Source organism: Ochrobactrum vermis (genome assembly GCF_002975205.1).
Lineage (GTDB): Bacteria > Pseudomonadota > Alphaproteobacteria > Rhizobiales > Rhizobiaceae > Brucella > Brucella vermis.
The window spans coordinates 1,849,115-1,861,101 of the sequence record NZ_PCOC01000002.1 but is presented as its reverse complement, the minus strand read 5'-3'; the positions used below and the strand labels follow the sequence as shown (position 1 = coordinate 1,861,101).

Genomic DNA, 11,987 nt, shown 5'->3' with positions numbered 1-11,987 from the left:
ATGCGATGAAATATATACCCTTCATCCTGTTTACAGTCATGACCAACGCCGCCGCGCAGTTGATGCTGAAATATGGCATGCTGACACTGGGGCCGATCAGCTTTTCAGCCGAAACATTGATCCAGCGCATGTTCCAGATTGTCTTCAATCCCTGGATTTTTGCCGGCTTGTTGACCTTCGTGATCTCGATGGCATCGCATCTTTACGTATTGTCGAAAGTCGATCTCTCTTTTGCCTATCCGTTCCTGAGTCTTGCCTATGTAGCGGTCGTTCTGTTCGCATGGCTTTTGTTCAAGGAGGAGCTGGGCGCATACAAGATCGCAGGCATCGCGTTCATCTGCATCGGAACCGTGTTGATCGCACAAAGCGGCAAGCCCTCCGAGCCGCAGGCGGATACGAACCTGAACCAGCAGACGCATAGTTGAACGGGGCGCGCGCAACGAGACATATAATCTTCGGTGGCGACGGATTTGTCGGACGCTATCTCGCTCCAAAACTCCTTGCCGATGGTCATGAGGTCATTGTTGCAGATATCGTGAAAAGCGATCTGCCGCACTATGCGGACGCCGCTTTCGTCATGGTCGATGTAACTGATCCGGACGCAATCCGCAGGCTTGGAATCCGCGCCGACGACATGATCTACAATCTGTCCGCCAAGATGCTTTCGCCAATTCAGGTTCGCGCGAAGCGGCACGATTTCTTCTTTCCCGTCAATTTCCACGGAACGGAGAACATCATCAAGGCTATGGATGCGGCAGGTGCCAACAAGCTCGTCCATTTCACCACCGATATGGTGTACGGGCACACTTATGTCTGGCCGCAGAAAGAGGACCATCCGTGCAACCCGCTCGGTGAATACGGGCTTTCCAAACTGAAAACCGAAGAACTCGCCATTGAATGGCGCAAACGGGGCATGAATATTTCCCTGTTTCGTCCTCGTCTTATCATCGGTCCAGGCCGTCTTGGCATTCTGGAAAAGCTGTTCAAGCTGATTGATCACAATCTACCGGTACCAATGATCGGCTCGGGCAGGAATCCCTACCAGTTCATTTCGGTGTTCGATTGTGCAGAGGCGGCGCGTGCCGCTTTCAACGCCGGTGTCCCCAATGACGTTTATAATCTCGGTTCGCTCAATCCACCCCCGGTTCGAAAACTGCTAGGTGATCTGGTCAAACATGCTGGATCAAAGTCCATCCTGCTGCCGACACCCGCCTGGGCGGTGAAGCGCACGCTGAACCTGTTGGACTGGATCAACATGCCAATCATGGATCCCGAGCAATATCTGATAGCTGATGAAATGTGTGTGCTCGATGTTTCGAAAGGGGAGCGCGAGCTTGGCTGGGTTCCGCAATACAGGGATGAGGACATGCTGATCGCAGCCTATAGTGAGTATCGCAAAAAGATTGGAGCCGCATCGTCGGATGCGCGGACTTCCGAAGCGGCGTAGAGGCAGAAATGAACAAGACCAACACAACGCCAAAGCCGAAACTGCTCACCGTCAGCGAGGCGAAGGCGCTCGACCTGCCACGGATGACGGAGCTGTTCACCGCTCACCTCAATCCGGGTCAGCTTCACTTCATGAAGTTGCTCGGGTTTCACAAGGTGAAGGTCGAGCGTGCCGAAGGTATGTATTATTACGACCAGAACGGGCGCCAGATTCTCGACTTCTTCGGCGGTTTTGGATCGCTGGCTTTCGGTCACAATCATCCGCGTATTCTGGAAGCACGGCGTCAATTCCAGGAAGAGATGCGCCACGAGATCGCAATCGCCTTTATGTCGCAATATGCGACCGCGCTTGCTTATGACATCGCAGCCTGTTCGCCGGGCGATCTCGATATGGTGTTTCTGGGGTCTTCCGGTTCCGAGGCGATGGAAGCCGCGATCAAGGTGGCAGAGCGTGCCGCCGGTCCGAAAAAGCCAAAGATCGTCTATGCGGAAAATTCGTTCCACGGCAAGACCAAGGGTGTCCTGTCCATCACGGATGGCGGGCTTTATCGTGGCGAATTCAAGCTTGTCGATAACACCCTTCGTGTGCCCTTCGGTGACATCGCGGCCATTGAGAGCGCATTTCGCTCTGACCCGGAAATCGGGGTGATTGTGCTGGAAACGGTGCAGGGCGGTGGTGGCATCATTCAGGCTGACACGGAGTTTTGGCAGAAGTTGCGCCACCTCTGCGACCAGTATGGTGTGATCTGGGTTGCTGATGAAGTGCAATGCGGATTGGGGCGGACCGGGAAATTCTATGCTTTCGAGCATTACGGTGTCATACCTGACGTCACCGCATTGGCGAAGTCGCTGGGCGGTGGAAAGACGGCCATGGCTGCAATGATTGCCCGCCGCGATATCTATATGAAAGCCTACGGCACGCCCAAGACGGCAATGATACATGCCATGGCGACCTTTGGCGGTATCGGCGAGGCTTGCATCACGTCGATTGAAGCCTTGAACGTCCTATACGATGAACACCTGATCGATAACGCCGCCGATGTCGGTGACTATCTTCTGGACAGGCTGCATGAGTTGCAGAGTCGTTATCCTGCGCTTTTGAAAGAAGTGCGTGGCAAAGGAATGATGGTGGGGCTGGAGTTTCACGACTTCTCCCAGACCATGCCGGTTGTGCTGAGGCCTGTTCTCGCAATGCTCGACGAAAAGCTGAAAGGCTCGCTTCCCGGTTTCATCGGCAGTCATTTGCTGCGCGATCATGGGGTTCTGGTCGCCTTCACCGAGTATAATCGAAATGTCATTCGCCTGGAGCCACCGCTGATCTGCGGGCGCGAACACGTGGATGCGTTCATCAAAGGGCTCGATGAGGTTCTTTCACGCGGCATTGTCCGGATTGTACGGGATTTCGTTAAAGCTCAGATCAGGTGAGCAAACTCTGACTATGGAAGCAAGCCGGGACGAAGGAGCAGATCCCAACAGGGGTTCAAAGCGACAACGGTGCGATCTTGCAGCGCCTCGGCATATATTTTCTGCAAGGCGAGGCGGTTGGTCGTCGCCGGACACTTCGGGCGCAATATGCCGTCGGTTGCTTCCACGGCGGATTTCGCTTCCTCAGATAAAGCGGGGACGGTGCGGAAAGGGTCAGCTCCGATCTGGATATGCCGCGTGGCGTCGCGGTCCAACACCCATGCAAACGGATTGACGAAGTCGAGCGACATGATGCTTTGCAGGCGGACGTTGTTTCGTGTCTCGAAGGCCCGCAAATCCTCCACCATCTGTTCTGCAGAAACGAGCCAGTACACCTGGAAATCGATTTCTGAATAAAGCTGCCAGCTTGGCAACTGACCTTGCGCTGCCAACGCGTCATAGGCTGCATTATTTTCCGGGTAATGGGCTTCGAAAAGCTCCGCGCGCTGCAGGAAATCTGGTCGGGTCGACACTTGTCCCAGATTTTTCAGTTCCGGTAGAGACGGTTGGACGTAAGTAGGTGCGACTGCGATGGCGCGTAAGGTTCGGTGTGCAACCTTGGTGAATGTCGGAATGACACAAAAGGCGGCCAGCACAACGAAGGCGATCTTGAGCTTTTCGTCGCCAGTTTTCAGGCGCTGAAAGATCATGAGCAGAATGGGCCAAAGGAATATGAATTCCTGACTGCCAGTGTTCTGCGTTTCAAGGACGATGCCGCCCAAAAGGCCAATGGCAAGCCAGGCCGAGCTTCGATCAAAGAGACGGCTTTGTTCGCCGGGTTGGCGCTGTTCACCCCAGAAAAGAGCAAGAATGAGGATCGCTGCCGGTAAAACGACATCGAGTTTCAGCGATATGACGGTAAGAAAACGCGAGAGCAGAGCCTCTTCGTTTAGCGCGATTAATGTTGTGATATCGCGACTATATGCGCTGATAATCCCGTTGTGCAGTTCAAGGAGCAGCAGAGCCGCAAGGGTGACGACGGTTGCCAGTGTGACATTGCGGGTTGAGATGCGTCCCGCCAGGAGTGCCGTTAGACCGAATAAGCCTCCTGTAAGAAACCCCGTCACCTTCATCAAGAGCAGGGCGAGCATCGTTGCTGCGCAAAATAGTGCGAGCCTCACGCTGTTTCGCATGAACATCAGGCCACACATCAACACGTACAACAGAAGCGATGTATGGCGGTTATAGATGCCGAACCCGTCCAGTCCGGGATAGGGATAAAAGCTTTGTGTGTTGGCTGGAAAGATCGCGAAAACCAGAAATGGAACGAGGAGAAGAAAGCCGACCGTCCGGTTTTGGGGCTGAAGTTCGGCCAGTACGCATGCCATTAATGGTGCTGATACGGCCAGTATTGACCATTGGACGAGCAGTAACGGTTGTGCCTCCGGGAATAATGATTGTCCCCATGCAAACAGATAATAACCAAGCGGCCCGACAGGCGTTGAAAAATCCACATTGGGAATCTGGCCTGTTTTGATGCGCTGCGCCGCATCGAAATAGATGTAGCTGTCCCAATACATCGGCCCGATGGGAGCGCTGAGCCTGAATGACAAAAGGGCGACGAGCAGGATGAGAACACAAACCAGCCAGAGCAGGGGAGAACATAATAGCGAAGGTCTGACCGGTTTGAAGATCGTGCTGAAGGACATGGAACCCCGCTCCCTGCTGCGCTGTACGCAGAAATTATCCCGCAAACCCTTAAAACTACTGAAATAGCCGGAAGAGTGCCGAACTTGGCATAAGGTGCAAAGCGATAGAGGGTAAAGCGTCCTAGAAAAGAGAACGCCCACTGCACTGGGAGGAGGAGTGTGCAGTGGGCGGATCTGTAAAGCGCGATTGGGAGGAGGAGTATCGCGCTTTGAGTTCGGTTTTTGGGAGGAGGAGTAAAACCGAACAACGTGAAAATAGGAGCACGGGCGGCCACTTACAAGGGGCAATCCTGCAATGCAGATATGCATTTTTGGATGGCTGAAAAAGAAACCGCCCCGCAGCGGTCTAGCGCGCTGGGGCGGTACTCCCTCCTCCAAGTGAGAGGAACAATAACCCCGCTCATGTAGAAAGCAACCCCTTAATAGAACTCTATAATTTTCAGAAATTACTGAAATTTATGTACGTTAATGAGGCAATGGTCTTTTAATCTCCACGTTCTGACAAGGCGTTGAGGAGCATATTGCAAGGCTGAAATGTACCAGATCTTTATCAATTCTCGTGAAGAGGGCCGTAAACGCGTAAAGGTTTGATTGATCAAAGGATTATCAACCACTGGACGATATTGTTCACCGGATTTTCGAATGTGTGTGAAGATTGTCTATTTATTTTCGCTGGAGCTGTGGGTAAGTTCCATCATCTTCTTCGATTGGGGCTTTCGGAGGAGATTCGCCGCCTCAGCGCGTTCATTCGCCGCGAGGCGGTTTCTATTTGAGCCTGTTAAAACTGCATATCAGTAATGCAAGCTTGTTGATTGAGAGAACGGGGCGGACGGGGTATCAAATATGCGTCCGGTTCACTCCTCCTCCCATGATCCGGACTCCAGGCGCGATACTCCTCCTCCCAATCGCGCTACAGATTAAGCCCGCAATGCTCTCCTCCTCCCGAGCATTGCGGGCTTTTCTATATGATGGTCACGTAATTTTTCAGGCTGGAACGTATTGTTAGTTCCAGAATCGGAGCTAACGTTCCATTTTCCCTGTGCGTGCACTCCTGAGAGCTCGCCCGCCTCGCGCCCCTAAGCCCCCCGCCCAAACGCGAGGCGGTTCCTTTGAACGGAACCCTCCAAGACTTTTGTGTTCAAGTGTTTCCAGCCGGAACCATTTCAGCCCCGAACTGGCTGCGTTCGAAGATGCAAGAAAGCGATCAGAAAAATAGCTATTGCTTTGTCGGGGTGCATTCATCGTTTGCGCTGGTGAAGTTGCTCAATGAGCGGGCTGAATTTGTTATGCACATTGTTTATCCAAATCTTGGATTGGTGCAGATAAAGTCACGGCAGTTTTCCAATTCATCTACGAAAGCGGGGTCATTGCGAAAAGTATATTTTAAAATGAATTATGATTAAGATCTCTAGCATTCTATTTTTCTCAAGACACGTTGTGCCTTTAACTAAACAAAATATATTATAAAATTATAATACATTACGTAGCGTCATATTTGATTGAAATTTAAGTTTATATTTTCCGCAATGTCTTCTGTGGAAGGACGAAGAAACGACAATTTTCGATGGAAATATTCGTTTATAATCAAGGATAGGCTGAGTCGCTTCCAGGTTGGAAGGGGCTTCGGTCGTTCATGCGGGCACAATGTTGCGTTCTGTGCCCGGAGGCTGATCTCAGCCCTGATAGTTGTGTTCTGATCGTCGAGAGGACTGGTTGTTCCAGCAATCGGGACCGTTCAGGCTCAGAAATTAACCATCTGTTAACCATTGCACATATAGACCGGATAAACCGTTTTTTAACCAAGATGAATCAAGTGCTAACACAGTCCCGTCCAATCCGCTTGAAAGGGAGATCCTTTCTTGCGCTGGTGCTCTCACCCGAACTGCCGCTCGATGGCTGGCTCGACAAGCTGGATGATCTGGCAGCACGTTCAGTAGGGTTTTTCCTGAATCGTCCGATCGTTCTCGATCTGGAGAGTATTTCGATTGAGCGCCCACAACTGGTTCAGTTGCTTGAGGATCTGGTTAGCCGCGGTGTCTGGATTACCGGCTTCGAAAATGCGCGGCCTTCTCTGCTAGGTCCCGGCATGCCGCCGGCGATGCGAGGCGGACAGCCAGCTGCGGATTTCGATCCGGAAATTGCCGAGTCGAAACCGCAAGAGCGTACACCGGCCGCGCCCACATCGGTGCAGCTGGTCAAGGCTGTCCCTTCCATGATCGTGACCGAGCCCGTTCGATCCGGCCAGTCCGTCTATTTTCCCGATGGCGACGTAACGATTGTTGGTTCGGTTGCATCTGGCGCAGAGGTGGTGGCTGGCGGCTCGATCCACGTCTACGGCGCATTGCGCGGTCGCGCGATGGCTGGAACCGCTGGAAATGCCGACGCGCGCATTTTTTGCCGCAAGATGGAGGCAGAGCTTGTCGCTATCGACGGTCTCTACAAGACGGCCGAAGACATGGAGAGCAGATTGCGTGGGCAGGCTGTGCAGCTTTGGCTCGACGGCGACTACATGATGGCTGAAACGCTGAATTAGAGCGCATCCCGAAAAGTGTGAAACGGTTTTCGGAACAAGATGCGCGTAAAAGCAAAAAGATAGAGCATTTCCAAATGATTCAATCGAAGCGGGAAACGCTCTAGTCCCTCATTCTCAAAGGTTTCTGCCTTGAGAGAAACCAAGACAAATCGAGATGTTAGGCACTTTTGAGTGCCGCGAAAGAAAAGCAGAGCATTTCAATTCCCGGGTAACGGATGCTCTGGAGGCGCGCGGGAGATACAGGAGACAAATATGGCAAAAGTAATTGTTGTAACTTCCGGCAAAGGTGGCGTCGGCAAAACGACATCCACTGCTGCAATTGGCGCAGCGCTGGCGCAACGCGGCGAGAAGACCGTCGTTATCGACTTCGATGTCGGTTTGCGTAATCTGGACCTTGTCATGGGGGCAGAGCGTCGCGTTGTGTTTGATCTGGTGAATGTCATTCAGGGCGACGCAAAGCTTCCGCAGGCTCTGATCCGCGACAAGCGCCTCGAGACGCTGTATCTGCTGCCTGCTTCCCAAACGCGTGATAAGGACAATCTGACCACCGACGGTGTCGACCGTGTCATGGAAGACCTCAAGAAAGAGTTCGACTGGATCATTTGCGATAGCCCGGCGGGGATCGAGCGCGGCGCCACGCTCGCCATGCGCCATGCGGATATGGCTGTGGTTGTGACGAACCCCGAAGTGTCGTCCGTGCGTGACTCCGACCGTATCATCGGCCTTCTGGATGCAAAGACGCTCAAGGCTGAGCGCGGCGAGCGCGTGGAAAAGCATCTCTTGCTGACCCGTTATGACCCGGTGCGTGCCGAACGCGGTGACATGCTGAAGGTCGACGACGTTCTCGAAATTCTGTCCATTCCGCTTCTCGGCATTATTCCGGAAAGCCAGGACGTTTTGCGGGCATCCAATATTGGTTCGCCCGTGACCCTTGCCGATCAGCGCAGCGCGCCTGCATTGGCTTATCTCGACGCAGCCCGCCGCCTCGCCGGCGAAGAAGTGCCGATGACTGTTCCATCCGAAAAGCGCGGCCTTCTGGGTAAACTTTTCGGAAGGAGAGCGGCATGAGCCTGTTTCGTTTCTTCAGCAAACCTGCTTCCGCGCCGCAAGCGCGTGAACGGTTGCAGGTTTTGCTTGCCCATGAAAGGGCCTCACACGAGCATTCCGACCTTGTTGCAGTGCTGCGGGAGGAAATCCTCGCCGTCATCGCCAAGCATATCCAGATCGATCGCGACAAGGTCAGCGTGAAAATGGACCGGCGCGACCAGATGTCGACACTTGAAGTCGATATCGAACTCCCGTTGAAAAGCAAAACGAAGGTGCGGGCAGCCTGATTAGAGCGCATCCCGAAAAGTGTGAAACGGTTTTCGGACAAGATGCGCATCAAAACAAAAAGTTGAGACGCGCAGATCTGATTCAATCAGATCGAAACACGCTCTAACGCCAATCTTGCGGATAGCCAGAAAGATGGAGGGAAAACCATGAACCGCGGTGCACTTCTCACCAGATTGAAGGAGCTTCAGGAGCTTCCGAAGTTTCAGAAGCGGGATATCTGTACCATAAGCGCTTTCCTTCAACTCGACGCGCTGGCAGAGCATGTCAGGGTCTGCGAAGAGGCGGCAGGTGTTGCACAAACAGGGCAGGATCATTGATCCTGCCTTTCTTCCTGTAAGGCTGCGATTTTCTGATCGCACCATGCCTGTCCATTCAGCAGGTCGGTCGCGTGCTGATCAAAATCGCTGTGCTTCACGGCACGGCAAAGAACATCTGCAAATAGCAGCCAAGGAAAACAAGGGCGATTAGCGCCGCGATCAGGAACAAGAGCTTCATTATCTATCGATTGCTCAATCGCCGTTCACATTCAAGAAAACAGATGGTGATTGACCGCTAGGGTAGGGAAAACTCTGCCTAGTCTTTTGTTTCAACAAACGTTAACGCGGTCAGCTCGTTTTCATTTTTGGAGATGAGGCGCGAGTTCCTGCCGCGCTATTGTCACAACCGTCTGCGTCAGCCCTGCAAGCGTGTCGGCTGCGAGACGGTTAACTTGCCAGTACAAAGGAATATCAAGAGGCGCATCGGGTATCAGTTCAATAAGCTGCCCTGATTTCAAATGGCGGTCGACCAGTTGCACCGGATTCATGCCCCATCCCATGCCCGACAAGCTCGCATCGACGAAAGCCTGTGTCGAAGGAAGCCAATGTGTTGGGCAAACTATGTCAGTCCTCAGCGTGGCGCGCACCCATTGATCCTGTAATCTGTCTTTCTGGTTGAATGTCAACGCTGGAGCCTTGGCGAGGGCATCGCCCGTTATTCCGTCCGGGAAATGCCGAGCGATAAACTCCGGAGAAGCTGTCGCCCGATATTGGAGAATACCCAGTGGGGTGAGACGACAGCCCTGAACGGGGTTGGACAGGGAGGTTACAGCGGCAACGACACGCCCGCGCCGCAGCCATTCGGCAGTATGATCCTGATCGTCGACCGCTACATTGAAGAGATAATCCGATGTCGCACTGAAATGCGAAATCGCTTTGAGAAACCACGTGCCCAGACTATCGGCATTGGTCGCTATATGGAGTGTTACGCGCTGGGCAGAATTTTCGCTGCTGGATAGTGCAGGTAGTTCTGCCAAAAGTTCGCGTTCGAGCATACCGACCTGCTCGATATGCCGACACAACCAGTCACCCTTTTCGGTCGCCGTACAAGGGGAGCCTCGCTCAATCAGGACGACGCCCAGCCTCTCCTCCAGGTGCTTGACGCGTTGCGAGATCGCTGACGGGGTCACGTTCAGAGCCCGGGCGGCTTTCTCAAAACTGCCTGTCTGGACCACCATCGCCACTGCTCTCAGGGCAGAATAGTCGATCATTAGTTTCCCTAAACTGGAATTATCAGAATTAAGTATTCTAACGAAATGCGCTCCTGTATCCAAGTGCCAACTTACTCCCAGACAGACAGCGACCGTTTATGAATCCTTCAGTCTACGTAACTGGCCTTACTATGGGTCTCAGTCTCATTGTCGCCATTGGCGCACAAAACGCTTTTGTTTTGCGACAGGGTTTGCGCGACGAACATGTGTTCGCCGTAAGCCTCGTTTGCGCCATATCGGATGCCATCCTAATTCTTGTCGGTGTAACAAGTTTCCAGAAAATCGCTGCCATCATGCCAGCGCTTGATCCCATCATGCGTTATGGTGGTGCGGCTTTTCTCGTCTGGTATGGCGCGCGGAGCCTCTATTCTGCATTCACCTCGTCTGCCATCCTGGCGACGGCGAACGGCGTATCCGTGAGCCTGACCAGGACACTCGCGACCTGTCTGGCGCTCACATGGCTCAATCCGCATGTTTACCTGGATACCGTCATGCTGCTTGGAACAATCTCCACGCAGTTTCCAGGCTTTGAAACATCCTTCGCTGCGGGTGCTGTCACTGCGTCCTTCGTGTTTTTCTTTTCGCTTGGTTTCGGCGCTCGTTGGCTGCGCCCAATCTTTGCCCGCCCGTCTTCCTGGCGCATTCTGGAAGGCGTCATTGCCATTACGATGTGGTCAATTGCGCTGAAGCTCGTGATTGGTATGTAACGATTTCAGGATCGCCAAACTAAAAAGCCGGATGCGGTAAATGCGTCCGGCTTCTGGCAATGACCTATGCTTCGCATGTAGGAAAATTGGAGCGGCAGCAGTTGAAGATCGTCGCCGGTATTCACGACGAACTCAACGATGTGGACTGAATCCGTCGTTCAGAGCTTGCGGATGTGTTCCGGGCGAAAGCCCATCCCGATCAGTCTGCCAGCCAGATGTGCAAGAATGGGCCAACGTGCGAGATGACGCATAAATGCTGGTGGCCCATCGCGCCTGGTAGAGTTGGTTTCACGTTTGCGGCGATCACTGCGCATCATCAGTTGCAGCTTCTGTGTTGCCTTTGTCGGAAAGCGGCGCCGTGCTTCGACGGCGGCAAGATACGGGGCCAAATCTCTGCTCCCCTTGAGCGGTTGAGCCAGAATATTTGCTGCGGCAACGGCATCCTGAATGGCGAGGTTGACTCCGAACCCGCCGATAGGCGACATGGCGTGGGCAGCATCTCCGATGCACAGTAGTCCAGGCTTCCACCATGTTTTCAGCCGGTCGATGCGTACGCTCAACAGATGGACGTCATCCCATGTGCGTATTTCGTCCATTCGCTCTGCAGGCAATGGCGATACTTTCGCGACTGCTTCCCGGAATGCGTCGAGCCCTTCTTGCTTCACATCGGTGAAAGTTTGTCGGCGAAGCACGTAACCGCATTGCCAGTACTTGCCGCGATCAATCATGACGAAACCCTGTCTGGGCCCGCCATGGCCCATCGTATAGGGCGGATCATTGAGGGCGTGAGACAGCTTCATCCAGAGAATCTCGCTTGGCGAACCATAGCTTTCGACCTCCAGGCCAGCTTTCGCGCGCACCACAGAGTTTCGCCCGTCTGCACCGACGACGAGTTTGGCATCGATTGTGATCACCTTATCAGGGGTCGTTGCGAGGAGACCGGTGACGCTCCCGTCCCGTTCGGTCAGCTCAGTCACGCTGGCTGACATAATGAGCCTGAAGTTTGGATACTTCGCGGCTTCGCGCGCGATATAGTCAAGAAATTCCCATTGCGGCATGAAAGCGATGAAGCGGCATTGAGCGGGAATTCTGGAAAAATCAGCTATCGTGACATCCTTGCCGCCGATCTCCGCATTCAGCTGATGCGCCTTGGTATGAGGCAAAGCGAGGAGCCCGTCCAACAAGTCTAGTTCATGCATGATCTGCAGGGTGGAGGGATGAATTGTGTCGCCGCGAAAATCACGCAGAAAATCGGAATGTTTTTCGAGGACTGACCTGCCACTGAGAATTTCCTCCAGAATGGATTAGAGTCCGGCCCAATAAAG

11 protein-coding genes and 1 pseudogene are annotated in these 11,987 nt (G+C 53.4%); 9 read left to right on the top strand and 3 right to left on the bottom strand.

All coding sequences use genetic code 11. The features are described 5' to 3' along the window. The first annotated feature begins 5 nt into the window (after positions 1-5). From CQZ93_RS22925 to CQZ93_RS22915, 3 genes are read left to right on the top strand one after another with little or no spacing between them, the layout of a single operon-like run. Positions 6-425 carry an EamA family transporter gene (locus tag CQZ93_RS22925; protein WP_105544823.1) on the top strand — a complete coding sequence of 140 codons (420 nt, stop codon included), beginning with the start codon at positions 6-8 and terminating at the stop codon, positions 423-425. Then, a complete protein-coding gene (locus tag CQZ93_RS22920) occupies positions 422-1,447 on the top strand; it encodes an NAD-dependent epimerase/dehydratase family protein (protein WP_105544822.1) in 1,026 nt (341 codons plus the stop codon). The genes CQZ93_RS22925 and CQZ93_RS22920 overlap by 4 nt, the downstream gene beginning before the upstream one ends. A gap of 8 nt (positions 1,448-1,455) precedes the next feature. Next, on the top strand, positions 1,456-2,871 hold the full coding sequence (locus CQZ93_RS22915; protein WP_105544821.1) for an aspartate aminotransferase family protein: 1,416 nt from the start codon (positions 1,456-1,458) through the stop codon (positions 2,869-2,871). 11 nt (positions 2,872-2,882) lie between these two features. On the opposite strand, the gene CQZ93_RS22910 is transcribed toward CQZ93_RS22915, so the two are convergent. Then, positions 2,883-4,559 (bottom strand): hypothetical protein, encoded by a 1,677-nt coding sequence (locus CQZ93_RS22910; RefSeq protein WP_105544820.1) that lies wholly within the window; start codon positions 4,557-4,559, stop codon positions 2,883-2,885. A gap of 1,109 nt (positions 4,560-5,668) precedes the next feature. On the opposite strand from CQZ93_RS22910, the gene CQZ93_RS22900 reads away from it, so the two are divergent. The 5 genes from CQZ93_RS22900 to CQZ93_RS26725 all read left to right on the top strand — a co-directional run bounded on the left by CQZ93_RS22900 (position 5,669) and on the right by CQZ93_RS26725 (position 8,744). Continuing rightward, positions 5,669-5,962 (top strand): hypothetical protein, encoded by a 294-nt coding sequence (locus CQZ93_RS22900; RefSeq protein ID WP_146114480.1) that lies wholly within the window; start codon positions 5,669-5,671, stop codon positions 5,960-5,962. 401 nt (positions 5,963-6,363) lie between these two features. After that, on the top strand, positions 6,364-7,092 hold the full coding sequence (gene minC, locus CQZ93_RS22895; protein WP_105544818.1) for a septum site-determining protein MinC: 729 nt from the start codon (positions 6,364-6,366) through the stop codon (positions 7,090-7,092). Between the two features lie 252 nt (positions 7,093-7,344). Then, the gene (minD, locus tag CQZ93_RS22890; RefSeq protein ID WP_010660936.1) at positions 7,345-8,160 is read left to right on the top strand and encodes a septum site-determining protein MinD; all 816 of its coding nucleotides are present in this window, start codon (positions 7,345-7,347) and stop codon (positions 8,158-8,160) included. Then, positions 8,157-8,426: a cell division topological specificity factor MinE gene (gene minE / locus CQZ93_RS22885; RefSeq protein WP_105544817.1), complete on the top strand. Its 270-nt coding sequence runs from the start codon at positions 8,157-8,159 to the stop codon at positions 8,424-8,426. Before minD ends, minE begins: the two co-directional genes overlap by 4 nt. A gap of 147 nt (positions 8,427-8,573) precedes the next feature. After that, entirely contained in the window at positions 8,574-8,744 is a 171-nt protein-coding gene (locus tag CQZ93_RS26725) for a hypothetical protein (RefSeq protein WP_181153455.1), read from the top strand. Positions 8,745-9,043: 299 nt separating this feature from the next. On the opposite strand, the gene CQZ93_RS22880 is transcribed toward CQZ93_RS26725, so the two are convergent. Beyond that, positions 9,044-9,955, bottom strand: a complete 912-nt coding sequence (locus tag CQZ93_RS22880; RefSeq protein ID WP_105544816.1) for a LysR family transcriptional regulator ArgP — start codon at positions 9,953-9,955, stop codon at positions 9,044-9,046. 98 nt (positions 9,956-10,053) lie between these two features. On the opposite strand from CQZ93_RS22880, the gene CQZ93_RS22875 reads away from it, so the two are divergent. Beyond that, a complete protein-coding gene (locus CQZ93_RS22875; RefSeq protein WP_105544815.1) occupies positions 10,054-10,662 on the top strand; it encodes a LysE/ArgO family amino acid transporter in 609 nt (202 codons plus the stop codon). A gap of 158 nt (positions 10,663-10,820) precedes the next feature. Here CQZ93_RS22875 and CQZ93_RS22870 read toward each other — a convergent pair. Further along, positions 10,821-11,936, bottom strand: a pseudogene (locus CQZ93_RS22870) (FAD-dependent oxidoreductase); the annotation flags it as partial. Between the last annotated feature and the right edge of the window lie 51 nt (positions 11,937-11,987).

What these genes read in the sequence shown, in the direction of transcription:
- CQZ93_RS22875 (WP_105544815.1), top strand. Translation starts at nt 10,054, where the DNA reads ATGAATCCTTCAGTCTACGTAACTGGCCTTACTATGGGTCTCAGTCTC.
- CQZ93_RS22915 (WP_105544821.1), top strand. Translation starts at nt 1,456, where the DNA reads ATGAACAAGACCAACACAACGCCAAAGCCGAAACTGCTCACCGTCAGC.
- CQZ93_RS22880 (WP_105544816.1), bottom strand. Translation starts at nt 9,955, where the DNA reads ATGATCGACTATTCTGCCCTGAGAGCAGTGGCGATGGTGGTCCAGACA.
- minD (WP_010660936.1), top strand. Translation starts at nt 7,345, where the DNA reads ATGGCAAAAGTAATTGTTGTAACTTCCGGCAAAGGTGGCGTCGGCAAA.
- minC (WP_105544818.1), top strand. Translation starts at nt 6,364, where the DNA reads ATGAATCAAGTGCTAACACAGTCCCGTCCAATCCGCTTGAAAGGGAGA.
- CQZ93_RS26725 (WP_181153455.1), top strand. Translation starts at nt 8,574, where the DNA reads ATGAACCGCGGTGCACTTCTCACCAGATTGAAGGAGCTTCAGGAGCTT.
- CQZ93_RS22910 (WP_105544820.1), bottom strand. Translation starts at nt 4,559, where the DNA reads ATGTCCTTCAGCACGATCTTCAAACCGGTCAGACCTTCGCTATTATGT.
- minE (WP_105544817.1), top strand. Translation starts at nt 8,157, where the DNA reads ATGAGCCTGTTTCGTTTCTTCAGCAAACCTGCTTCCGCGCCGCAAGCG.
- CQZ93_RS22925 (WP_105544823.1), top strand. Translation starts at nt 6, where the DNA reads ATGAAATATATACCCTTCATCCTGTTTACAGTCATGACCAACGCCGCC.